The sequence below is a fragment of the Desulfuromonas carbonis genome, from assembly GCF_054658035.1.
In genome coordinates, this window is the sequence record NZ_BAAHXR010000003.1 from 1,107,981 (window position 1) to 1,129,894 (window position 21,914).

A 21,914-nucleotide genomic window follows, 5' to 3' on the forward strand; every position below is an offset into this window, starting at 1 on the left:
GCCGATGCCAGCTGCACTCAACATCCAGGATTTGCGCAAAAGCTTTGCCGGCACCCCTGCAGTCGCCGGAATCTCCCTGCAGATCGCCCGGGGGGAGATTTTCGGGCTGCTCGGTCCCAACGGCGCAGGGAAGAGCACGACCATCAACATGGTCGCCGGTATTACCCGGATCGATGCCGGCAGCATCGCCGTCTTCGGCCATGACAACCGCACCGAGTACCGCATCGCCCGGCGCCTGATCGGGGTCATGCACCAGGAGATCGTCATCGACAATTTCTTTACGATCGACCAGGCGCTCCGCTTTCACAGCGGCTATTACGGCGTCCCGGACCACCCGCCGTGGCGGCGGGAGTTGATCGACCGCCTCGGTCTCGGCCCCCATCTGCACAAGACGATGATCAAGCTCTCCGGGGGACTGAAGCGCCGCTTCATGGTCGCCAAGGCGCTGATCCACCGCCCGCCGCTTCTCATCCTCGATGAACCGACCGCCGGCGTCGACGTGGAACTTCGCCACACCCTCTGGGAGTTTGTCCGCGAAATCAACCAGACCGGTACCACGATCCTGCTCACCACCCACTATCTGGAAGAGGCCGAGCAGATGTGCGGCCGGATTGCTATCATGAACCATGGCGAGATCGTGGCTCTTGACCGCACCGCCTCCCTCCTCAGTCGACTCGGCAACCGCGAAATCCGGGTGCAACTGCAACAGCCCCTTGCGGCCCTGCCGCCCAAACTCACCGACCTCGGTGCCCGTCTCGACAAGAACGGCCTGTGCCTCGATATCCCCCTGCAGCACGGTCAGGGTGCCGGTGAGGCCCTGGCCCTCCTCTGCCACCACGGGCTGGCAGTGGCCGACATCGAGACCCGCAGTGCCGGCCTGGAGGAGGTATTTCTCAAACTGACCGGCCGCGGGCCGAACCGGGAGCGTTAATGATGGAACAACGCAGCTATATTTACTGGCTCCCCTTCTATACCCTGCTGCAAAAGGAGGTGCGCAGGTTCTGGCGGGTCGCTTCGCAAACCCTTCTGACACCGATCATTACCGCCTCCCTCTACCTCTTCGTCTTCGGCGCCACCCTTGGCGAACGGATCAGTGTCCTGCCCGGGTTCAATTATGCCCAGTTTGTCATCCCCGGGCTGATTCTCATGGGAGTAATCAACAACTCCTTTGCCAATACCTCTTCCAGCCTCTTCATGGCCCGTTATCTTGGCAACATCGTCGACCTGCTGGTCACGCCACTCACCCCCGCCCAGTTTATCCTTGCCTATACCCTGGCGGCAATGCTGCGTGGACTGCTGGTCGGCCTGGCAACCTTGCTGATTTCCATCTTTTTCGCCAGCCTCCCCTGGGCTCATCCCTTCCTCGCCATGGTCATGGCGGTTATCGCCAGCCTGCTCTTTTCCCAATTCGGGATGATTGCCGCCATCTATGCCCACAACTTTGACACCTTGTCAATGTTCTCGAATTTTATCATCCTCCCGCTGATCTATCTCGGCGGGGTTTTCTATCCGATTTCGATACTTCCCCAGCCCTGGGCGCAGCTCTCCCATCTCAACCCCCTTTTTTACCTGATTGACGGCTTTCGTCACGCCATTCTTGGCCGTGGCGACCTCTCCCTGGCGACCGCCCTTGGCGTCAGTGCGCTGATGGCGGCGACGCTCTTCTGCTGGGCAGCGCTGCTGATTGCCCGGGGGGTCCGCCTCCGCAACTAGATGCAAAGACGGCTGGTGAAGAGAGCGGCAGCGCTGCCCACCTCACCAGCCACAAAAAAAGCGCGGCCCCGAAGAGGGACCGCGCCGGCAACTGCCATCTCTGGTTCGGTTCAGAAGCGGGCTTCAAAACCGAGGCGCAGGTCATCATCAATGGTCCAGACATCATAGCGACCAAAATCGCTGCGAATATTCTGATAGCCGAGATAGACCTCCACCTTGGGTGTCACGTTGAATCCGGCCCGGACCGCGGTTTCGAGCAGGCCGTCACTGTCGAGGCCGGAAAAAATCTTCGGCGCCACATAGAGTTTGCCGCTGACGGCGACCCCGCCGAGCGCCGGCGGTGCATAGCGTACCATGCCGCCAATACCGCAGGCGAGAATATCCTGGTTGCGGTCGGCGCTGCCACCATAGGCCTGGACCCCGACTCCCACCTTCAATCCCGGAATGTTGCCGGGTTCGCCGACAAATTCGAAGCCGCCAGATAAAAGCTTGGTCTCCTCGCCGTCGTTGTAGAGAAAACGGGCGCCAACCTGGGAGGAGCCGAGCTCGTCCGTAACCAGCGGCTGGCTGAAAGAGACCTGGGCGCTGTCGTTGTTGAAACCAAGATCGATGGAAGTGGCGTGGGCGGTTCCGGCCAAAAGTAATAGGATGACCAGGCCGGCGAGCTGCTTATGCATGAATTCCTCCTTGCTAGACTTTCAGGATGACGAACTGTTTCTCTGGAGGGGAATATGCCACATTCAGTCTATAGATTCAAGCGCCACCAGGGGGCTGAAAATCGGCAGGGGGGGTGCGGACGGGGAGGGGAAAGGTGGGGGCCTAGATATCGATAACGCGGGAGAGGATATTCTTCTCTACCCGCCTTCCCTCGGCCTGGGCCATGCTCTGGATCAGAACCTGCCCGCCGTAGCTGGCGGTTTTGCGAACCAGGTTGTCGGCCCGCTCCCCATCCTTGTTCTTGAAGGCCTCGATGATCTTCTTATGCTCCTGGACCGATGTTTCCATGCGTCCCGGCAGGGAGAGGGAGGCCAAACGCAGGCGGTTGAACTTGAGCATCATCTGGTTGATCAGTTCCTGCAGCTTTTCGTTCTCCGCGGCCTTGATGAAGAGTTCGTGAAACTCGTTGTGAACCTTGAAAAAGGTCTTCACGTCCCCTTCAGCGGCCAGCTGCGAAAGCCGCTCGTTAATTGTTTCGAGCTTCTCGATATCCCTGGCGGTCAGGTTGTCCGTCGCCATCCGCGCCGCATAACCCTCAAGAATACTCTTGATCGCATAGAACTCCTCGACGGCTCGTTCGGAAAGGGAGGTTACCACGGCCCCCTTACGCGGAATGACCGTCAGGTATCCCTCCGACTCGAGCTGGCGGAAGGCTTCGCGAATCGGGGTGCGGCTGATACCGAACCGCTCGGCAAGTTCGGGTTCGGCGACCTTTTCCCCCGGTTTCAGTTGCCCTTTGAGGATTGCCTCACGGATGGTTTCGAGGATTTTTTCGCGGAGGGTCTGGTGCCGCTCTATCGGTTTTCTTTTCACAGCCAGGGCTCCATAACACTGAATTTGGGAAATTGTATACAGTATACATAAGTTGTCAAGCATTTTTCACCCCCATCCAGCGATGCACATCAGCAGAACTCCTTGCTTTTTAGCGTTTACGCAGCTATTATCCCGGTACTTTGGGCCCCCGGAGCGCTTATGGATCCAGTCCGCAATCTACGGTTTTCCCTCTCCATTCTGATCGGTGTCATCGGCCTCGGCACCCTCGGCTATGTCCTCATCGAAGGATGGTCCAGCTTCGACGCCCTCTACATGACAGTGATCACCCTGGCGACCGTCGGGTTCAAGGAAGTCCACGAACTCTCGCCGCCCGGAAAAGTCTTCACCATCCTGCTGATCATCTTCGGAGCAGGTATTATTGCCTATTCCATCGGCAGCCTGATCCAGATCATGGTCGAAGGACAGCTGCGTCGCATCCTGGGGAGAAAAAAATTGGCACAACAGATCAACAAACTGAGCGGTCACTACATTGTTTGCGGATATGGCCGGATCGGAACCCTGATCTGCCGCGAGTTTGCGGCCAAACCGATCCCCTTCGTGGTCGTCGAGAAGGACCCGTTGCTCTGCGAAAAACTGAGCGACGACGGGATCCTCTTCGTGCGCGGCGATGCCACCGACGACGAAACGCTGATGGCCGCCGGCATCCTCCGGGCCAGAGGATTGATCACCGCAGTCACCTCGGATACGGAAAACGTCTACATCACCCTGACCGCCCGCGGGCTCAACCCGGATATGTTTATCCTCGCCCGCTCGGGGGAAGAGGGCTCGGAAAAGAAATTGCGCCGCGCTGGTGCCAGCAAGGTCATCTCGCCCTATACCATCGGCGCATCGCGAATGGCCCAGGCGGTGCTGCGCCCTTCAGTAGTTGATTTTATTGAAATCGCTACGGCGGGACGCAACCTTGAGTTGCAGCTTGAAGAGATCCGTGTTGCGCCGGACTCGGCCCTGGTCGGGAAGTCGCTGGTTAACTCCGGGGTCCGCAAGGATCTCGGCATCATCATCGTCGGCATCAAGAAGGGGGACGGCCAGATGCTTTTCAACCCGGCGCCAGCCACCCTGATTCAGGCCGGGGACGTGCTGATTACTCTCGGCGAACCTAAAGCCATTCAGGATCTTGAATCGATCGCTACCCGGGAGGGCTCTCATGCCTGAGCGGCTGCATGTTCACCTTCCGGCCCGGCTGCTGGAAGCTGAACTGGACTATCTTCTCGAACAACGGCTCCAGCCCGAGATCGCGTTCCGCGGTCCCGACCTTGACCGGATCCCGGCCAAAACCCTCGAATTGGCCGGTGAGCGGTTGGCCGCTGCCAAGCTCGCCGTCACCGTTCATGGGCCGTTTCATGACCTCAATCCCGGCGCGCTCGAGCCACGGGTCGGGGCTGTCACCGCCCAGCGCTACCAGCAGACTCTGGAAGCAGCTGCCCGGCTCCGCGCCCGCGTCGTCGTCTTTCACCCCGGGTATGAGTTCTGGAAATATGGTGGACAGGAACATCTCTGGCTCGAGCAGTCCCTCGAATTCTGGCCGCCGCTGCTGGAGATCGCCCGTCAGGCCGACCTGCGGATCGCTCTCGAAAACATTTTCGAGGTGCGGCCGGCGACCCTGGTCGCGTTACTCGATGCTATCGACAGCCCTGAATTCGGGCACTGCTTCGATATCGGCCACTGGCAACTCTTCGGGGAGACCTCCCTGGAGATCTGGTTCGCGGCCCTCGGCTCACACATGATCCATCTTCACCTGCATGACAATCATGGTTCGCTCGACGATCATCTTCCGGTCGGCGAAGGGGTTATCGATTTCCGCCGTCTCTTCGCACTGGTCGCCAACCTCCCGGTGGCACCGACCATGACCCTCGAAGCCCACGACCGGCAGGCTCTGCTACGCTCCATCGCTGGAGTCGCCCCCTTCCTCCGGCGTTGAGCGGGCTCGATGGAGGAGGCTGGCTGGGCCAACCCGCCCGCGCCCGAAGCGTTGATTCACCTGGTCAACCACCCGGTCCAGCTCCCGTTTTCGGCTACTCCTGTCGTCGCCGGCAAAGAGTTCCTGCTGCGCTGCTCTCCCCTCCCATTCGGAGAGGCCAATCCCCAGCAACCGCACCGGCCGCTTTCCGGCCTCGGTCTTTGCCAGCAGCTGGCGGCCAACAGCCAACAGGTCTCCCCCGTTATCGATCCCTTCCGGCAGGGTTTGACTGCGGGTGATGGCGGTAAAATCACCGTATTTCAGCTTGAGGGTTACCCGACGCCCCCGCAACCCGTAGCGGCGCATCCGCTCGGTGACCTTTTGGCAGAGGAGGTGCAGTTCCTCCTCGATGCCAGCAAGATCCGGCCGGTCGTAACTGAAGGTCGTCTCGTGACTTACCGACTTGACACCCTCAGTGGGCTGCACCGGGCGTGAATCCACACCCCGGGCGAGCTGCTGCAACTGTTTTCCGCTCGGCCCAAGCTGTGCCACGAGCTGGGCTTCCGAGTAATCGCGCAGGTCTCCAACGCTGAAGATCCCGAGTTGCTGCAGGCGGTCCGCGGTCACGCGCCCCACGCCCCAGAGCTCTGCAATCGGCAGCGGCGCCAGAAACCTGTCCAGATTTTCCGGGAGGATCTCCAGCAGGCCGTCCGGTTTCGCTTTCTGGGAGGCGAGCTTGGCGACAAACTTGTTCGGTGCGATGCCGATACTGACCGCCAGGCCGATTTCGCTCCGGACCTGGGCGCGGATCCGAGTGGCAATCTCGGCAGCAGACCCCAGCAGGCGTTGGCACCCGGTGACATCGAGGAAAGCCTCGTCGATGGAGATTGCTTCGATGCGATCGGTAAAGCGCCCAAAGATCTCCATGACCTGGCGCGAAACGGCCTGATACCGTGCCATTCTCACCCGCCGAACAACGGCCTGCGGGCAGCGCTGCAGAGCGATTGCCATCGGCAGGGCGGAATGGACCCCAAACCGGCGCGCCGGATAGGAGCAGGCACTGACCACCCCGCGCCGCAAATCCCCCCCGACGATGATCGGAAGACCGCGCAGGGTCGGATCATCCAGCTCTTCCACCGCGGCATAAAAAGCATCCATATCGGCGTGCAGAATTTGTCGTGCCATGCGCCTAATTCACCCTTTTGCCAGCGCTCAACTTGACCTTTGGCGCGCTGCGTGCTAGAAACCGGTCTTACCATTCTACCGTGGAGTGCTGGCATGACCGTTGTCTTTCAACCGATTCGCCCCAAAAAGATCTCCGAGGAGATCGTCGAGCAGATCCGCGAGATGATTTCCCAGGGGGACCTTAAACCCGGGGATCGCATCCCCTCGGAACGGGAGCTGTCGGCCATGCTTGGCGTCAGCCGGCCTTCGGTGCGGGAAGCGATCATGGTTCTTGACGCCATGGGGCTGGTCGAGGCGCGCCAGGGCGGTGGGACCTATGTCCGCTCCCTCGCCGAAACCAGCCTGGCCGATCCCCTTTCGCAGATGGTCGAAGCCGACCCGCGCCTGCTACCGGCCCTGGTCGAGGTTCGCAAGGGGCTCGAAAGCTGGTCAGCCTGCCTCGCCGCGCAACGGGCCGATGCCAAGGACCTCGCGCTGCTGCAGGAGCTGGTCGGCAAAATGACCCAAAAGGCGGCGAAGGGGGTCTGGGATTCGGACCTCGATGCCCGTTTTCACTCCGCCATCAGCGCCGCATCCCATAACACCATCCAGATTCACGTTCTGACCAGCATCCATTCCCTCTTTTATGCCTCCCTGCGCCTCTCTCTGGTCGACTTCAACCAGCGGGAGGGGGATGTCCAGCTCCTCTGTCGCCAGCACCAATCGATTTACGCTGCCATTGCCGACCACGATCCGGAGCGGGCGCGGCTGATGATGCTTGAGCACCTCTCCGCCGTCGATACCAAAATCGATAAGATCCTCAACGCCGGCCTCGGCAGCTGAGTTCCCAATTCAGAGAAAAAAAAGGGCGGCCCCATTTGGAGCCGCCCTTTTTAATTCTACCTGGAAAAGGATCAGTGACCTTTTTTCCCGGCCACCTGAATCCGGATCATCGCCCGCTCCAGCGCGGCCTGCATCACCAGGAAATCCTTGTCCTCGGAGGAGAGCTGCTTGAGCGCCTCCTCGGCCCGCCCAAGGGCGGCTTTCGCCCGGGCCAGGTCGATCTGGTCGGCCGGCTCAGCGGTCTCCACCAGTACCGTAACGCTATCATTTTCGACTTCCACGTAACCCCAGTTCACCGCCACGTGGAACAGCTCGTCCCCCTTGCGATAGGAGAGCTCACCGATCTTGAGGGTGGTCAACATCGGGGTATGCCCCGGCAGGATGCCGAATTCACCGATGCTGCCGGGCGCTGTGAGCTCGTCGACCTCCTCGGAGAGGACCTGCTTGTAGGGGGTGACCATTTCCAATCTGAGTTTCTCTGCCATGTATGAATACCTTCGGCTGAGGGCCAGAAGGGTGGAATCCGGAGTTCTCCGGGAGTCCACTCCTGGCCAGCTGCCCGATATAAATTATGCCGCCAGCTTCTTCGCCTTCTCGAGGGCTTCCTCGATCGGCCCGACCATGTAAAACGCCTGTTCGGGGATGTCGTCGTACTTGCCGGCCACGATATCCTGGAAGCCGCGGATGGTGTCCTTGAGTTCGACGTACTTGCCGGGGGAGCCGGTGAAGACCTCGGCGACATGGAACGGCTGGGAGAGGAAACGCTGAATCTTCCGCGCCCGGGCGACAGCCAGCTTGTCGTCCTCGGAAAGTTCGTCCATACCGAGAATCGCGATGATGTCCTGGAGGTCCTTGTAGCGCTGCAGCACGTACTGCACGTCACGGGCGACCTTGTAGTGCTCCTCGCCGACAACCTGGGGATCGAGGATGCGGCTGGTCGAGTCGAGGGGGTCGACGGCCGGGTAGATGCCGAGCTCGGCGATCTGCCGGGAAAGCACCGTGGTGGCGTCGAGGTGGGCAAACGCCGTCGCCGGGGCCGGGTCGGTGAGGTCGTCAGCCGGAACGTAGATCGCCTGGACCGAGGTGATCGACCCCTTGTTGGTGGTGGTGATGCGCTCCTGCAGCTCGCCCATCTCGGTGGAAAGGGTCGGCTGGTAACCGACCGCCGAGGGGATGCGGCCGAGCAGCGCCGAGACCTCGGAACCGGCCTGGGTGAAACGGAAGATGTTGTCGACGAAGAGGAGCACGTCCTGGCCTTCCTCGTCGCGGAAATATTCGGCGACAGTCAGGGCCGAAAGGGCGACGCGGGCACGGGCTCCCGGCGGCTCGTTCATCTGGCCGTAGATCAGGGCGGCCTTGTCGAGAACGCCCGAATCCTTCATCTCGTGCCAGAGGTCGTTCCCCTCGCGGGTCCGCTCGCCGACGCCGGCGAAGACCGAGAAGCCGCCGTGCTGCTTGGCGATGTTGTGGATCAGTTCCATGATCAGAACGGTCTTGCCGACCCCGGCGCCGCCGAACAGGCCGATCTTGCCGCCACGGGCGTAAGGGGCGAGGAGGTCAACCACCTTGATGCCGGTTTCGAAGGCCTCGACCTTGGTCGACTGATCGACAAACTCGGGGGTCGGACGATGAATTTCCCACTCCTGCTCGTTGCCGACCGGACCCATCTCGTCGACCGGCTCGCCGATGACGTTAAGAATGCGGCCGAGGGTCTTGCGACCGACCGGCATGACGATCTGCTTGCCGGTGTCGATTACCTCCTGGCCGCGAACCAGGCCGTCGGTGGAATCCATGGCGATGGCGCGAACGGTATTCTCGCCCAGGTGCTGGGCGACTTCCACCACCAGGTTGCCTTCCCCGGGACCGAGGGCCGGGTTGGTGATCTTCAGGGCGTAGTAGATCTCGGGGAGCTTGCCGGCTTCGAACTCCACGTCGATAACGGGTCCGATAACCTGGGTGATTTTGCCTTTATTCATGGTGAACCGTCCTCCTTTTTCCACCCGCGTCAGGTGTAAAACGTTTATTTGCTGAAGTTATTTAATCGATTCGGCACCGGAAATGATTTCCATCAGCTCCTTGGTGATTGCGGCCTGGCGCGCCCGGTTGTATTGCAGGGTCAGCTTGCCGATCATCTCGGAGGCATTCTTGCTGGCGCTGTCCATGGCGCTCATGCGCGCCCCGTGCTCGGACGCCACCGACTCGAGCAGGCCGCGGAAGATCTGTACCTCGATGTGCTTGGGCAGAATCTGGTCGAGAACCTCGCCACGGCTCGGCTCGTAGATGTAATCGACCACCTGCTCATTCGCCTCCACCACCTTGGGGACGATCGGCAGGAGCTGGTCGATGGTCACGTCCTGGGAAATGGCGCTGCGGAAGGCGTTGAAGACAAAAAAGACCGCATCGTAGCTGCCGGCAACGTACTGGTCGATGATCTCCTGCCCGATCAGGGCGGCGGTACTGTAGGAGATGCTGCCGGTCAGGTTTTCATGGACCTTGGTGATGGTAAGACCAGCCCGGCTCTTCAGGTACTCGCGCCCCTTGCGGCCGACGATCACCAGGTCGTAGCCTTCGTATCCGGCCTCGTTGCTCTTGATGAAACGCTCGGCAGCCTTGCTGACGTTGCCGTTGAAGCCGCCGCAGAGACCGCGGTCGGCGGTCAAGAGCAGCACCAGCGCCCGTCCCTTGCCACGCTCCATCAACAGCGGGTGCCCATCGGCATCCTCCCGCATGGCGAGGCTGGAAAGAACATCCTGCATCTTTTTGGCGTAGGGACGGGCGGCGACCACCGCCTCCTGGGCCCGCCGCAACTTGGCGGCGGAGACCATCTTCATCGCCTTGGTGATCTGCCGGGTGTTCTTGACCGAGGTGATGCGCTTTTTTATATCCTTCAGATTAGCCATCTGTTCAAACCCTTTGCGTGCGTTTGATTAAGCCGCGAACTGTCCCTTGAATTCCTCCAGGGCGGATTTGATACGGCCTTCAAGGTCGGCATCGATCGCCATCTTCGCCTTCAGGTCGCTGAGCAACTGACCGTGCTTACTGTCGATGAAGGTCATCAGTTCGGCCTCGTAACGACCGATGGCGCTGATCGGGTACTGGTCGATGAAGCCGTTGTTGGCGGCGTAGATGACCATGACCTGGCGCTCCACCGGCAGCGGTTTGTACTGCCCCTGCTTGAGGATTTCGACCAGGCGGGCGCCGCGGTTGAGCTGGCGCTGGGTGGCGGCGTCAAGGTCGGAACCGAACTGGGCGAAAGCGGCCATCTCGCGATACTGGGCGAGGGCGAGCCGCAGGGTGCCAGCGACCTGCTTCATCGCCTTGACCTGGGCGCTGCCGCCGACGCGGGAGACCGAGAGGCCGACGTTGATCGCCGGACGCACGCCCGAGTAAAAGAGGTCGGTTTCGAGGAAGATCTGGCCGTCGGTGATCGAGATGACGTTGGTCGGGATGTAGGCCGAGACGTCACCGGCCTGGGTCTCGATGATCGGCAGCGCGGTCAGGGAGCCGGCGCCAAGGTCGTCGTTGAGCTTGGCGGCACGCTCGAGAAGCCGGCTGTGGAGGTAAAAGACGTCGCCGGGGAAGGCCTCGCGTCCCGGCGGACGCCGCAGCAGCAGGGAGAGCTGGCGGTAGGCGACGGCCTGCTTGGAAAGGTCATCGTAGATGATCAGGGCGTGCTTGCCGTTGTCGCGAAAGAACTCGCCCATGGTGACGCCGGTGTAAGGAGCGATGAACTGCAGCGGAGCCGGGTCGGAAGCGGTCGCGGCAACGACAATGGTGTAATCCATGGCGCCGTGCTGCTTGAGCTTGTCGACGACCTGGGCGACGGTCGAACGCTTCTGACCGATGGCGACGTAGATACAGACGACGCCGTTCCCCTTCTGGTTGATGATGGTATCGACGGCAACGGCGGTCTTGCCGGTCTGGCGGTCGCCGATGATCAGTTCGCGCTGGCCGCGGCCGATCGGCACCATGGCATCGATTGCCTTCAGTCCGGTCTGCATCGGTTCGTGAACCGACTTACGGGCAACGATGCCGGGAGCCTTGATTTCAACCTGGCGGAAATCATTGCTCTTGATATCGCCGAGCCCGTCAATCGGAATACCGATGCCGTCGACGACGCGACCGACGAGGGCGTCGCCGACCGGGACCTGGACGATCCGTTCGGTGCGCTTGACGGTATCGCCCTCCTTGATGTGGTGAGCTTCACCGAGGATCGCGGCACCGACATTGTCCTCCTCAAGATTGAGGACCATGCCCATGATGTTGCCCGGAAACTCGAGGAGTTCGCCGGCCATCGCCTTGTCGAGGCCATGGATACGGGCAATACCGTCACCGACGGAAATGATCGTTCCGGTCTCGCTGACTTCGACTTCGCGACCGAAATTCTCGATCTGCTTCTTGATAATTGCGCTGATTTCTTCGGCTCTGATTTCCATAAGACCTTCTCACCCCTTCTTTAAGGTATCTTCAATTCGATTCAGCTGAGTCCTGAGGCTGCCGTCAAAGAGCCGGCCGCCGATTTCTGCCTGAAGGCCTCCGAGGAGGGAACTGTCGACCGCCACCGTCAGCTCGACCTGCTTGCCGGTCTGCTGCTGCAGCGATTTGCCGATGGCCTGGCGTTGCTCCGCGCTGAGGCTCGCTGCTGCCGTCACCCGGGCCCGTACGATGCCGGACAATTCATCGGCCAGGGCACGGTAATCACCGGTAATCAACGCCAGGTACTGCAGCCGGTCTTTTTCCAGGAGCAGGCCGAGAAAGTTTTTCACGGTTGCCGTGGGTTGCAGACTCGCGAGCAGATCCTCGAGGATCGCCGTCTTCCGGTCCATGGGAAAGGAGGGGCTTTCAAGGATCAGCCGCAGCCGATCCTCCCGGGCCAACAGGGCGTTGAACTGCCCCAGCTCCTCGCCAAAACGTTCGATCTGGTTCTGCTCAGAGGCAAGCCGGACCATCGCCTTGGCGTACCTGCGGGAAATCGCACTGACGCTCAATGGAGTTCTCCTACCTTTTGCATGTATTCATTGACCAGGCGGTCCTGATCCTGCGCAGAGAAGCTTTTTTTCAACAGGTCCTCGGCGATCGCCACGGCCATCTGCGCGGCTTCGCGCTGCAGCTCAACCCGGGCCCGCGCGACTTCGTGGGCCGCACTCCGCTTGGCTTCGGCCTTGATCTTTTCCGCCATCTCCTGGGCGTTGGCGACGATCCGCTTGCTCTCCAGCTCGCCTTCACGGCGAATTTCGGCATAGATGGCATCAACCTCGCCGGCGGCCTTGGCCAGCTTCTGGTCGTATTCGGCGAAGCGTGCTTCGGCCTCCTGACGTGCCTGCTCGGCCTCGGCGAGGGCCTTTTCAATCCCCTCGCGGCGCCCGGCAAGCCCCTTGCGCAACGGCTTGGTGACAAAATAGAGGAGCAGGCCGAGAGTAATCGCGAAGTTCAGACAGCGATAGAGGAAATCCTTCAGCAATACCCCACCGTCTACGTGGTGTCCTTCACCCCCGGCGGCCAGGGCGACGCTCGCGGCGGCCACAACCAGGACGGCAGCGAGTGTGGCAATCATGCCCTTGCGTGGCAGCAGACTTTTCACAGTGCCCTCCCCAGAACCTTGCCGGCAATCATGCCTGCCAGGCTATCGGTTTCCTTTTTCAGGGCCGAACGCGCTGCAGCCGCCTCGGTCGCGACCTGGCCCTTGATCTGTTGCAGATGAGCATTGGCCTCTTCGTGCGCGGCGCCGAGAATCTTGGCCTCCTGGCCTGCTGCCTGCTTCTTCAACTGGGCCTTTTCCTGCGCCCCTTTCAGCTTGGCTTCCTGCAACTGCTCCTGGTAGGCCGCCATCTTTGCATCGATCTGCCCGGCAAGTTCCTTGGCCTTGGCGTGGTTCCCCTCGATAGCCTCCCGGCGCTTGGCAAGGATGGCGCGCAGGGGCCGATAGAGGATGATGTTCAGAACAAACATCAACACCACAAAGTTGAAGAACTGCAGTAAGATAGTCCAGTCAATATTGATCACTACGACACCTCTCGCCAAACCGGCCTTCGGCCTTCGGTATACTGTATACAGCCGTCCCGGGGGTTAAAAATGCCCCAGAAGGGCAAAACAGGAGATAGCTAACATACGAACAGGGTGAAGTCAAGGTCTTTTGTGCCCACAGCGGGGTCACGGCCGGCCATTGGGGACCTGGTTCCAGATCACTTTTTGAGTGCGACCGCTTGCCCCTTTGCGCCATCTGCGCCCCCATCCGGGGTCTTCATCACCAGGGTGGAATTGAGCAGGACCCCCTCCTCCACCACCAGGACCGGGGTTTCTATATTCCCCTCGACCCGCGCCGGAGAGCGGAGCTCGACCCGCTGGCTGGCCTTGATGTTCCCCTTGAAGCTGCCACTCAGTATCAGGGTGCCGACGGTCACTTCCGCCTGAACATCGGCCGATTCGCCGACAATCAACGTGTCCCGCGAATTGATCTCGCCGCGGAAGGTTCCGTCGAGACGAACAATCTCGTTGAACAGCAGCTTGCCCTCAAACTGACTTCCAGGGCCAAGAAACGCTTTAATTTCGCTCTTCTCTATCGATTCTTTACGCATAATCCCCTTGCCCTTGTTGGTCCACATGGAGAGATGTCCCGCCGTAACGGCCGATCAGGAAATTTTCAGAACTTCGAGTAAGCGGTCAAGGTCGGTCGGGTTGAAATAGCTGATTTCGATCTTCCCGCCCTTTCCCCGCGGAATGATCTTCACCTGGGTTCCGAGGGCCCGCTTCAATTCGCCGGCAAGATGAACCAGCTGCGGGTCAGGAGAGGTCTCCTTGGCTTTGGGGCGCTCGCCGGCAACGATACTCTTGATGCGCTTGACCAGGGCCTCAGTTTCCCTGACCGAGAGGTGCTTATGCACCACCTGCTGCCGGGCCTCAAGGAGATCCTCCTCCTCTTCCAGCGAGAGGAGGGCGCGGGCATGTCCCATCGACATGCGGTTGGCGAGGACATCTTCCCGCACCACGTCGGGAAGTCGCAACAGGCGCAAGGCGTTGGCGACGGTGGAGCGATCCTTGCCGACCCGCTTGGCGACCTCCTCCTGGGAGAGGTCGAAACTTTCAATCAGGTTCCGGTAGGCCTCGGCTTCCTCGATCGGGTTGAGGTCCTCCCGCTGGATATTTTCGATCAGGGCCACTTCCAGCGCCCAGTCTTCGGAAACATCCTGGATGACCACCGGGATCTCCCGCAGTCCGGCCTTCTGGGCAGCACGCCAACGGCGTTCACCGGCGATAATCTGGTAATGGTCGCCGAGCTGGCGAACCACAAGGGGCTGAATGACCCCCTTTTCCCGGATCGAAGCAACCAGTTCGGCCATCTTGCCGTCATCAAAGGTCTTGCGGGGCTGCCTGCTGTGCGGCTTGAGTTCCTCGATCGGGCAGAGAAAGTACTTCCGCCCCCCTTCATGGGAAGCAGAGCTGAGCAGGGCGCCGATCCCTTTGCCGAGCGCCGGTCGTTTAGCCATGAGATTTCCCCGTTTCGATAATTTCCCGCGCCAGCTCCAGATAGGCGGTTGCGCCGCGGGAGCTGATATCGTAAAGCAGGACCGGCAGGCCGTGGCTTGGCGCCTCGGAGAGACGGACATTGCGCGGGATAACGCTTTTCAAAACCTGATCCTCGAAGTGCCGACGGATTTCTTCGCTGACCTGATGCGAGAGGTTGTTGCGGCTGTCGAACATGGTCAGTACGATACCGCGGATTTGGAGCCCCTGGTTGAGCTCCTTCTGAATCAGGCGAATGGTCTGCATCAACTGACTCAGACCCTCCATCGCGTAGAATTCGCATTGCAACGGAATCAGTACCGCATCGGCCGCGGTCAATGCATTGACCGTCAAGAGACCCAGCGAAGGGGGACAATCGATGATCAGGTAGTCGTAGTCATCACGGACTTCAGAGAGAACACTCTTGAGTTTCTGTTCCCGGGCCAGGGCGCTGACCAGCTCGATTTCGGCGCCAATCAGGTCGGTGTTGGCGGGCAGAATATCGAGGCAAGGCAATTTGCTATGGATCAGCACATCGCGGGCACTCGCCTCACCGAGCAGGGCGTTGTAGATGGTCAATTCCTGAGACTGCTTATCGACACCGAGACCACTGCTGGCATTCGCCTGGGGATCCATGTCAATCAACAGCGTCCGCTTTTCGGCGGCGGCCAGGGAGGCGGCCAGATTGACCGAAGTCGTTGTCTTTCCGACCCCCCCTTTTTGATTCGCAATGGCAAGAATCTGGCCCAACGCTCTACCTCTTATCGGACGCGAACCTCTCTCGGAAGCAGGCCGCGGGATACCACCAGGAGGTCCCGGCGGGTTCAGATCTGGGGATTTCTTTGCGACGGAACCGCTTGGACAGCGGGGCCCAAGATTACCATAAACCCCCTGGCCCGCAAAGCAAAAAGCCCCCAAAAACATTCTAATATCGGGGAGTTCTAGAGAATTTCCAGATTTTGGGGTGGGAGTTCAACCGCACGCCATATCTTGTGGTCAAAAGCGCCCAAGCACGATCACGGTTCGTCGAGCGCCACTCACCGGCAAGGTCAACATGCGACATTCGATGGGAACCAGGCCAAGCTCCGCCAGAACCGGTTCAGCCTGCCGCAACTCACCTTCACCCTCGGCCCCCTTCATGGCAATTATTCTGCCATCCCGGGCAAGGCAGGGGAGGGCGAGGCGCACAAACTGCTCCAGGGAGGTAAAGGCCCGGGAGACGACCCGATCGAAACCCGCCCCCAGATCGCTCCGCTGCGGCACTTCCTCGGCTCGACCATGCCAGGCGACAAAACCGTCGAGACCCAACTGCCGCACCAGGTGACGCTGAAAAGTTATCTTCTTCAGAACGGCATCGACCGAGAGGACCCGCAACCCTGGCGCGGCCAAACGCAGTGGCAGGCCCGGGAATCCCCCGCCCGAGCCCAGATCGAGAAGGCGGCCAGTCTGGTCGATATCCCCCAGGATGGTCAGGGAATCAACCAGGTGCTTCTCCAGCGCCTCCTCCGGATCGGTAATTGCCGTAAGGTTCACCCGTGCCGTCCAGCGCAACAGTTCTTCCTGGAGGCGCAACAGATCTGCCCGTACCGGAAGCGGCAAAACCACCCCGACCCCCAACAGGGATCGCTCCAGCAGTTGCGTCAAATCCACGACTAACCCCGCCGTAACAGTACGGACAAGATCGCTATTGCCGCCGGAGTCACCCCCTGAATCCGTGCTGCCTGCCCCAGACTCAACGGACGCACCGCCTCGAGTTTCTCCTGGATCTCCGTGGACAGCCCGGGAACCCCGCGGTAGGCGAAGCCGGCTGGAATCTGCACATCCTCGGTCCGCCGGAAACGCTCCACCTGGTCAACCTGCCTGCGAATATAACCCGCATACTTGACTCCGATTTCGAGCGCCTCCAAAAGCCCCGGGTCGAGGCCCGCCAGTTCGTCATCCAGAAAGAGCAGATCCTCGATATGGATATGGGGACGGCGCAACAACTCTTCCAGGGTGAGAGCATTATGCAGGCCTTCCACGGCGAGGCGTGCGGCCGCTGCCTGGTCCCCCGGTGTCAAGCGCTGGCTGCTCAAACGGACCCGGCCTGCCGCCAAGGCATCCTGACGCGCGACAAAGCGTTGCCAACGGCGGTCGCCGATCAGCCCGATGCGCCGTCCGATCGGCGTGAGTCGCTGGTCAGCGTTATCTTCCCGCAACAACAGGCGATACTCCGCCCGCGAGGTGAACATCCGGTAGGGCTCCCTGGTCCCCAGGGTGACCAGGTCATCAACCATCACCCCCAGATAGCCCTCATCGCGGCCAATAACCAGTGGCGCTTCCCCCCGGGCCCGCAAGGCCGCGTTGATACCGGCGAGCAATCCCTGTGCAGCTGCCTCCTCATAGCCCGATGTCCCGTTGATCTGGCCAGCATGGTAAAGGTTTTCGATCGCTTTCGTTTCCAGGGTCGGCTGCAACTGGCCAGGGTCAACGAAATCATACTCGATCGCGTAGCCAGGGCGCATGATTTCGACCTGCTCGAGACCAGGAATCGAACGCAGGAATGCCTGCTGGATATCGACCGGCAGGGATGTCGATACGCCGTTGGGGTAGACCTCAGCACAGTCGAGGCCTTCCGGCTCCAGGAAAATCTGATGCCGCTCCTTCTCAGGGAAACGCACGACCTTGTCCTCGATCGAAGGACAATAGCGCGGACCAACCCCCTCGATGACCCCACTGTAGAGGGGGGAACGATCGAGCCCAGCGCGGATCAGGTCATGGGTCTGCGCACTGGTCCAGGTAACGTGGCAGGGGACCTGGGGGAGCTGAATCCGCTCCGTGTCGACGGAAAAGGGGCGCGGGGGAGAATCTCCCGGTTGGGCCTCAAGGCGCGCGAAGTCGATAGTGTGACGATCGAGGCGTGCCGGTGTCCCGGTCTTCAGACGACCGACCGTCAATCCCAAGACCCGCAAGTCATCGGACAACCCCTCCGAAGGAGGCTCCCCTGCGCGTCCACCGGGATAATGGTTGAGGCCGACATGAATCAGGCCGCGCATAAAGGTTCCCGTGGTCAGAACCACGGTCCGGCCGGCAAACACCACCCCGTCGCGCGTCTCTACTCCCACTACCCGGCCCGCCTCGACCAGCAACCGGACCACCGCTCCCTGCTTCAGGTCGAGACCTTCCTGGGATTCGACCACCCGCTTCATCTGGGCCGCATACCGATGGCGGTCCGCCTGGGCCCGGGAGGCGCGCACCGCTGGCCCCTTCCGGGTATTCAAGGTTCGAAACTGAATCCCCGTCGCATCAATAACCCGGGCCATCTCCCCACCCAGAGCATCGATTTCACGCACCAGGTGCCCCTTGGCGAGGCCACCAATTGCTGGGTTACAGGACATCTGCGCGACCGCATCAAGCCCCAAATTCAGCAACAGCGTACGACACCCCATACGTGCCGCCGCCAACGCCGCCTCACAACCAGCATGACCGGCACCGACGACAATCACCTGATAGTCTTGACCCAAGGTGGATACTAGGCGCACAAAACGATCTCCCCAAAAGGATCCTGTTTCACGTGAAACACGACCCTACTTGCCGACACAAAACCTGGAAAAGATAACTGCCAGAACCTCTTCCGGGGTGGTTTCCCCGGTAATCTCGCCGAGCGCAGAGAGGGCCTCCCGAAGTTCAAGCGCAAGGAGCTCAGGATCATGGGAGTGGGATACCCCCTCCAGAAAAGCCTCAAGCCCACGCTGACACCGAACCAGAGCCTCGCGGTGGCGCCGGTCGGATAGAAGCACACCCCCCTCGACATCAATACCTCGTGGCCCGCCGACTATTCCAACAATACGGGATCCCAGCTCATCAAGTCCAGCCCCGGTGTGGGAAGAGACAACGACGGCAGGGAGCTCGCGCCAGGGGGGAGCGAGGGGGAGGGTCCCCAGGTCAGCCTTGTTGACAACCAGGAGAACCGGCTTTCCGGAGCACGCTTCAAGGGACTTTAAATCATCCCCCCCCCGAGGTTGGCTCCCGTCAACGACGACAAGCACAAGGTCGGCGCCGCGAATCTTGGCAAGGGTGCGCCGGACCCCCTCCACCTCGACCGGGTCCTCACTCTCCCGGATCCCGGCGGTATCAATAACCCGGAGCGGAAACCCACCGATGACCAGGGGTTCTTCGATCGTATCCCGGGTGGTCCCGGGGATATCGGTGACAATGGCGCGGCTCTCCCCGAGGAGGGCGTTCAGCAGGGAACTCTTGCCGACATTGGGAGGACCGAGAATCAACAGGGAAAGCCCCTCCTTTAAGGCTCGACCGGCGGCAAATCCCTTTAACATTTCACCCATCTCCCTGGCCACGGAGGTCGCCCCTTCTTCAAGGCGCTGCAGGGAGGGGAGGGGAATGTCTTCCTCCGGGAAATCGATCAAGGTCTCCGTTTCGGCGAGGAGTCCGAGGAGGATTTGGCGAAATTTGAAAAGCTGCCGGGAAAGTTCCCCATCCAGTTGTCGCAGGGCGAGGGTCCCGGCAGCGGCTGACTGCGCCTTGATGAGGTCGATAACGGCCTCGGCGCGCGTCAGATCAAGGCGACCGTTGAGAAAGGCACGAAAGGTGAACTCGCCAGGCTGGGCGAGGCGGGCGCCACCGTCCACCAGCAGGTCGAGGATCCGTCCGACCAGGATGGGTCCACCATGACAGTGGATCTCGGCCACATCTTCCCGGGTAAAGGTGCGCGGAGCACGCATCAGGACGGCCAGGACCTCGTCGACCGGTTCTCCATCCAGATCGAAAATGTGACCATGATAGAGATGATGGGAAGAGAAGGGACAGTTGTTGCCGGATGGAACGAAGAAGCGGCGCAGAAGGGTTTCAGCGTCACTACCGGAAAGACGAATAATAGCCACCCCCCCCTCGCCAGGAGGGGTGGCCGGACCGACAATCGTATCTCCACCGCGCTTAAGCATGGGTCCCTGCCCGAATCACTCCGTTCAGCCGAAGACTGCGGGTGTTAATCCAGGAACACCCTCGAAAACCGAAACGGGATTCAAGCCGCAGGTTTACGATTGATAAAGTATTGCTGAAGAATGGTGAGGAGGTTGTTTACCAGCCAGTAGATAACCAGACCCGAGGGGAAATTCAAAAAGAGGAAGGTAAAAACCACCGGCATCAACATGAAAATCTTGGCCTGGGTCGGATCCATGGTACTGGGGCTCATCTTTTGCTGAACAAACATGGTTACCCCCATAATCAGCGGGGTAATGTAGTAGGGATCCTTGGCGGAGAGATCGGTCAGCCAAAAACCGAATTCGGCATGCCGAAGTTCGATAGAGGAGAGTAAAACCTTATAAAGAGCAAAGAATACGGGTATCTGGACCAGCATCGGGAGACACCCACCGAGAGGGTTGACCCGGTGTGTCTTATAGAGTTCCATCATCTCGCGATTAAGGCGTTCTTTGTCGTTTTTGAACTTCTCACGGATTTTCTGCATTTCCGGTTGAAGTTTTTGCATCGCCTTCATCGAGCCGTAGCTCTTCTGGGTAAGGGGCCAGAAAAGAAGTTTAATGATAACGGTGAGCGCGATGATGGCGATCCCGTAGTTGCCGACAAAAGAGTAAAAGAATTTCAGTACGTGAAGCAGGGGAGTGGCAATGATGGAGAAAAACCCGAAATCAATCGCCTTGGCCAACTGATGGTCAAGCCCCTTGAGGACATCGAGATCCCGGGGCCCGAAATAAAGCAGATAGGAGAAGGTTCGCCCGGTGCCGGGGTCAAGAATCATATATGGGGTCTGAAGTTGGTTTTCGATCCCCGAGCTGGTCTTCGAGACCGATACCTTCTCCAGCGTCCCGGCGAGAGGGACCCCGACGTTCATGAAGTATTTATTTTCAAAGCCGGTCCAGACTGTATCGGCCCCAAAGGACTGGGGCTTCTCGGCAAGATCTTTGATCTTGGCCGTTTCAACCTTGTCACCAACAAGTGAGACCGGGCCAACATAGTCGTATTGCCCACCAGCTTGTTCCGGATCCCAGGGGTGAAAAAGTGTCAGCACCAGATCACCCCGAAGAGGATTGGAGCCGCCATTGGTAACCTTGACATCGAGGTCGATGCCGTAACTGTTCCCATGGAAGACAAAGATCTTTTCGAGGATCGCCCCTGAAGGGGTCTGGCCGATAAAGTGAAGGGTAGCTTTACCCTCAGCATCGAGATGGAGGGAAGGGGGGCTGTCGCTGTGAAAGTTCATCCCGGGTGGAAGGGACAAGGCCTCCCTCCCGCCGATCAGCAGGGTCCCATTCCCGGGCCCCGGAACAACCAGCGCGACATTGGCTGATTTGGGATCCGTAGTCTCTTGAAACCCCTTGAGGGTATATTCAATCAACTCACCGCCACGACTCGAAAAAACAGCCCGATAAAGGGGGCTTTCAACGGTGAAATTCCGGACAGCATCATGGCTGTCGGGAACGATTGGGAGTGGCTGAGGGGGAATGGGTGCCGGTTCGGCAGAGGATGAAGGTGGAGCACTCTCCGTCGATACCGATTTCACCCCGGAAGTGGTACTGGACTCCGGTTGGGGGGGCTGCTGGGGAAAAAGAACGGAAAAACCGACCCAGACGACCAACATCAGGACGACGGCAATTATCGTGTTTTTATTTTCCATGGGAAGCAATCTCCGGAAAGGACGGTAAAACCCAATCAGGGAACAGGGTCGTAACCTCCGGGATGAAAGGGATGGCAACGACAGATTCGCCAGAAACCGAGCACCAGACCACGGCCCGAGCCATGCTTGACCACAGCATCAAGGGTGTAACTGGAACAACTGGGATAAAAACGACAGGACGGTCCGGTAAGGGGAGATAAAAATCGCTGGTAGAAGCGAATCGCAAAAACGATGCACCACCTTATCATGGTTGGCCCCCGTGGCAGCTTCCCGGATGGGCCAAGCATTTCAATTCCTCACGAATATCGGAAAAGCCGAGATTTCCGGCATTACTTCGGGCAACAACGGAAATATCGGTATGGGGGGGCAGTTCACCAATTGTCAGTCGAAACCACTCCCGAAGGAAGCGCTTCAGGGCATTGCGCTGCACGGCACCACCCACTTTTCGACTGACCGTCAGGCCAAGACGGCATGAACCGTCTGGCCTGGTCAGAAGATAAATGACGAAATGTCTGGTGTGAATTTTTCGACCACCCTGTCGTAACCTTGAAAAATCACGGGAGTGGCGAAGTCTTAACCCTGGCCCGAAGCCAGAGGTGCGTGGCGTCGTCAAAA

At 59.9% G+C, this 21,914-nt stretch carries 24 protein-coding genes; 5 read left to right on the plus strand and 19 right to left on the minus strand.

Annotation, left to right across the window (positions count from 1 at the left end):
* The first annotated feature begins 4 nt into the window (after positions 1–4).
* Both ACYQ8E_RS12025 and ACYQ8E_RS12030 read left to right on the plus strand, forming a co-directional pair.
* Positions 5–931, plus strand: coding sequence for an ABC transporter ATP-binding protein (locus ACYQ8E_RS12025; protein WP_066729512.1), 927 nt, complete (start codon positions 5–7; stop codon positions 929–931).
* Positions 931–1,713 (plus strand): ABC transporter permease, encoded by a 783-nt coding sequence (locus ACYQ8E_RS12030; RefSeq protein ID WP_066729513.1) that lies wholly within the window; start codon positions 931–933, stop codon positions 1,711–1,713. The genes ACYQ8E_RS12025 and ACYQ8E_RS12030 overlap by 1 nt, the downstream gene beginning before the upstream one ends.
* Positions 1,714–1,823: 110 nt before the next feature.
* On the opposite strand, the gene ACYQ8E_RS12035 is transcribed toward ACYQ8E_RS12030, so the two are convergent.
* Complete coding sequence (locus ACYQ8E_RS12035) at positions 1,824–2,390, minus strand: YfaZ family outer membrane protein (protein ID WP_066729514.1); 567 nt, start codon at positions 2,388–2,390, stop codon at positions 1,824–1,826.
* 142 nt (positions 2,391–2,532) lie between these two features.
* Positions 2,533–3,243 (minus strand): GntR family transcriptional regulator, encoded by a 711-nt coding sequence (locus ACYQ8E_RS12040; protein WP_066729515.1) that lies wholly within the window; start codon positions 3,241–3,243, stop codon positions 2,533–2,535.
* Between the two features lie 159 nt (positions 3,244–3,402).
* On the opposite strand from ACYQ8E_RS12040, the gene ACYQ8E_RS12045 reads away from it, so the two are divergent.
* The gene (locus tag ACYQ8E_RS12045) at positions 3,403–4,416 is read left to right on the plus strand and encodes a potassium channel family protein (RefSeq protein WP_066729516.1); all 1,014 of its coding nucleotides are present in this window, start codon (positions 3,403–3,405) and stop codon (positions 4,414–4,416) included.
* Positions 4,409–5,182: a sugar phosphate isomerase/epimerase family protein gene (locus ACYQ8E_RS12050; RefSeq protein ID WP_066729517.1), complete on the plus strand. Its 774-nt coding sequence runs from the start codon at positions 4,409–4,411 to the stop codon at positions 5,180–5,182. The genes ACYQ8E_RS12045 and ACYQ8E_RS12050 overlap by 8 nt, the downstream gene beginning before the upstream one ends.
* Here the strand turns inward: ACYQ8E_RS12050 and dinB are convergent.
* Positions 5,141–6,346, minus strand: coding sequence for a DNA polymerase IV (gene dinB / locus ACYQ8E_RS12055; protein WP_066729522.1), 1,206 nt, complete (start codon positions 6,344–6,346; stop codon positions 5,141–5,143). The genes ACYQ8E_RS12050 and dinB overlap by 42 nt on opposite strands.
* Before the next feature lie 93 nt (positions 6,347–6,439).
* Between dinB and ACYQ8E_RS12060 the strand changes: the two genes are divergently transcribed.
* Complete coding sequence (locus ACYQ8E_RS12060) at positions 6,440–7,168, plus strand: FadR/GntR family transcriptional regulator (protein ID WP_066729524.1); 729 nt, start codon at positions 6,440–6,442, stop codon at positions 7,166–7,168.
* A 71-nt stretch (positions 7,169–7,239) separates the two neighbouring features.
* Here ACYQ8E_RS12060 and ACYQ8E_RS12065 read toward each other — a convergent pair whose 3' ends face one another.
* The 16 genes from ACYQ8E_RS12065 to rnpA all read right to left on the minus strand — a co-directional run bounded on the left by ACYQ8E_RS12065 (position 7,240) and on the right by rnpA (position 21,912).
* Positions 7,240–7,653 carry a F0F1 ATP synthase subunit epsilon gene (locus tag ACYQ8E_RS12065; RefSeq protein WP_066729528.1) on the minus strand — a complete coding sequence of 138 codons (414 nt, stop codon included), beginning with the start codon at positions 7,651–7,653 and terminating at the stop codon, positions 7,240–7,242.
* Between the two features lie 84 nt (positions 7,654–7,737).
* Entirely contained in the window at positions 7,738–9,144 is a 1,407-nt protein-coding gene (gene atpD, locus ACYQ8E_RS12070) for a F0F1 ATP synthase subunit beta (protein ID WP_066729530.1), read from the minus strand.
* A 57-nt stretch (positions 9,145–9,201) separates the two neighbouring features.
* Positions 9,202–10,068, minus strand: a complete 867-nt coding sequence (atpG, locus tag ACYQ8E_RS12075; RefSeq protein WP_066729532.1) for an ATP synthase F1 subunit gamma — start codon at positions 10,066–10,068, stop codon at positions 9,202–9,204.
* Positions 10,069–10,095: 27 nt separating this feature from the next.
* Positions 10,096–11,604 carry a F0F1 ATP synthase subunit alpha gene (atpA, locus tag ACYQ8E_RS12080; RefSeq protein ID WP_066729534.1) on the minus strand — a complete coding sequence of 503 codons (1,509 nt, stop codon included), beginning with the start codon at positions 11,602–11,604 and terminating at the stop codon, positions 10,096–10,098.
* A gap of 9 nt (positions 11,605–11,613) precedes the next feature.
* Complete coding sequence (gene atpH, locus ACYQ8E_RS12085) at positions 11,614–12,156, minus strand: ATP synthase F1 subunit delta (protein ID WP_066729536.1); 543 nt, start codon at positions 12,154–12,156, stop codon at positions 11,614–11,616.
* Complete coding sequence (gene atpF / locus ACYQ8E_RS12090) at positions 12,153–12,749, minus strand: F0F1 ATP synthase subunit B (protein ID WP_231875359.1); 597 nt, start codon at positions 12,747–12,749, stop codon at positions 12,153–12,155. Before atpF ends, atpH begins: the two co-directional genes overlap by 4 nt.
* Positions 12,746–13,171, minus strand: coding sequence for a F0F1 ATP synthase subunit B (locus tag ACYQ8E_RS12095; RefSeq protein ID WP_066729537.1), 426 nt, complete (start codon positions 13,169–13,171; stop codon positions 12,746–12,748). The genes atpF and ACYQ8E_RS12095 overlap by 4 nt, the downstream gene beginning before the upstream one ends.
* Before the next feature lie 179 nt (positions 13,172–13,350).
* Entirely contained in the window at positions 13,351–13,770 is a 420-nt protein-coding gene (locus tag ACYQ8E_RS12100) for a bactofilin family protein (RefSeq protein WP_066729538.1), read from the minus strand.
* 27 nt (positions 13,771–13,797) lie between these two features.
* Entirely contained in the window at positions 13,798–14,652 is an 855-nt protein-coding gene (locus ACYQ8E_RS12105; protein WP_459861049.1) for a ParB/RepB/Spo0J family partition protein, read from the minus strand.
* On the minus strand, positions 14,645–15,418 hold the full coding sequence (locus ACYQ8E_RS12110) for a ParA family protein (RefSeq protein ID WP_066729542.1): 774 nt from the start codon (positions 15,416–15,418) through the stop codon (positions 14,645–14,647). The genes ACYQ8E_RS12105 and ACYQ8E_RS12110 overlap by 8 nt, the downstream gene beginning before the upstream one ends.
* A 246-nt stretch (positions 15,419–15,664) precedes the next feature.
* The gene (gene rsmG / locus ACYQ8E_RS12115) at positions 15,665–16,318 is read right to left on the minus strand and encodes a 16S rRNA (guanine(527)-N(7))-methyltransferase RsmG (protein ID WP_082820436.1); all 654 of its coding nucleotides are present in this window, start codon (positions 16,316–16,318) and stop codon (positions 15,665–15,667) included.
* Positions 16,319–16,320: 2 nt separating this feature from the next.
* Positions 16,321–18,171, minus strand: a complete 1,851-nt coding sequence (mnmG, locus tag ACYQ8E_RS12120) for a tRNA uridine-5-carboxymethylaminomethyl(34) synthesis enzyme MnmG (RefSeq protein WP_066729910.1) — start codon at positions 18,169–18,171, stop codon at positions 16,321–16,323.
* A 63-nt stretch (positions 18,172–18,234) separates the two neighbouring features.
* Complete coding sequence (mnmE, locus tag ACYQ8E_RS12125; protein WP_066729546.1) at positions 18,235–19,608, minus strand: tRNA uridine-5-carboxymethylaminomethyl(34) synthesis GTPase MnmE; 1,374 nt, start codon at positions 19,606–19,608, stop codon at positions 18,235–18,237.
* Between the two features lie 80 nt (positions 19,609–19,688).
* On the minus strand, positions 19,689–21,299 hold the full coding sequence (yidC, locus tag ACYQ8E_RS12130; RefSeq protein WP_082820437.1) for a membrane protein insertase YidC: 1,611 nt from the start codon (positions 21,297–21,299) through the stop codon (positions 19,689–19,691).
* A 35-nt stretch (positions 21,300–21,334) separates the two neighbouring features.
* A complete protein-coding gene (gene yidD / locus ACYQ8E_RS12135) occupies positions 21,335–21,547 on the minus strand; it encodes a membrane protein insertion efficiency factor YidD (RefSeq protein WP_197463682.1) in 213 nt (70 codons plus the stop codon).
* Positions 21,544–21,912, minus strand: a complete 369-nt coding sequence (gene rnpA / locus ACYQ8E_RS12140) for a ribonuclease P protein component (RefSeq protein WP_459861050.1) — start codon at positions 21,910–21,912, stop codon at positions 21,544–21,546. Before rnpA ends, yidD begins: the two co-directional genes overlap by 4 nt.
* Between the last annotated feature and the right edge of the window lie 2 nt (positions 21,913–21,914).

What these genes read in the sequence shown, in the direction of transcription:
- ACYQ8E_RS12025 (WP_066729512.1), top strand. Translation starts at nt 5, where the DNA reads ATGCCAGCTGCACTCAACATCCAGGATTTGCGCAAAAGCTTTGCCGGC.
- ACYQ8E_RS12030 (WP_066729513.1), top strand. Translation starts at nt 931, where the DNA reads ATGATGGAACAACGCAGCTATATTTACTGGCTCCCCTTCTATACCCTG.
- ACYQ8E_RS12035 (WP_066729514.1), bottom strand. Translation starts at nt 2,390, where the DNA reads ATGCATAAGCAGCTCGCCGGCCTGGTCATCCTATTACTTTTGGCCGGA.
- ACYQ8E_RS12045 (WP_066729516.1), top strand. Translation starts at nt 3,403, where the DNA reads ATGGATCCAGTCCGCAATCTACGGTTTTCCCTCTCCATTCTGATCGGT.
- ACYQ8E_RS12050 (WP_066729517.1), top strand. Translation starts at nt 4,409, where the DNA reads ATGCCTGAGCGGCTGCATGTTCACCTTCCGGCCCGGCTGCTGGAAGCT.
- dinB (WP_066729522.1), bottom strand. Translation starts at nt 6,346, where the DNA reads ATGGCACGACAAATTCTGCACGCCGATATGGATGCTTTTTATGCCGCG.
- ACYQ8E_RS12060 (WP_066729524.1), top strand. Translation starts at nt 6,440, where the DNA reads ATGACCGTTGTCTTTCAACCGATTCGCCCCAAAAAGATCTCCGAGGAG.
- ACYQ8E_RS12065 (WP_066729528.1), bottom strand. Translation starts at nt 7,653, where the DNA reads ATGGCAGAGAAACTCAGATTGGAAATGGTCACCCCCTACAAGCAGGTC.
- atpD (WP_066729530.1), bottom strand. Translation starts at nt 9,144, where the DNA reads ATGAATAAAGGCAAAATCACCCAGGTTATCGGACCCGTTATCGACGTG.
- atpG (WP_066729532.1), bottom strand. Translation starts at nt 10,068, where the DNA reads ATGGCTAATCTGAAGGATATAAAAAAGCGCATCACCTCGGTCAAGAAC.
- atpA (WP_066729534.1), bottom strand. Translation starts at nt 11,604, where the DNA reads ATGGAAATCAGAGCCGAAGAAATCAGCGCAATTATCAAGAAGCAGATC.
- ACYQ8E_RS12100 (WP_066729538.1), bottom strand. Translation starts at nt 13,770, where the DNA reads ATGTGGACCAACAAGGGCAAGGGGATTATGCGTAAAGAATCGATAGAG.
- ACYQ8E_RS12105 (WP_459861049.1), bottom strand. Translation starts at nt 14,652, where the DNA reads ATGGCTAAACGACCGGCGCTCGGCAAAGGGATCGGCGCCCTGCTCAGC.
- mnmE (WP_066729546.1), bottom strand. Translation starts at nt 19,608, where the DNA reads ATGCTTAAGCGCGGTGGAGATACGATTGTCGGTCCGGCCACCCCTCCT.
- yidC (WP_082820437.1), bottom strand. Translation starts at nt 21,299, where the DNA reads ATGGAAAATAAAAACACGATAATTGCCGTCGTCCTGATGTTGGTCGTC.
- yidD (WP_197463682.1), bottom strand. Translation starts at nt 21,547, where the DNA reads ATGATAAGGTGGTGCATCGTTTTTGCGATTCGCTTCTACCAGCGATTT.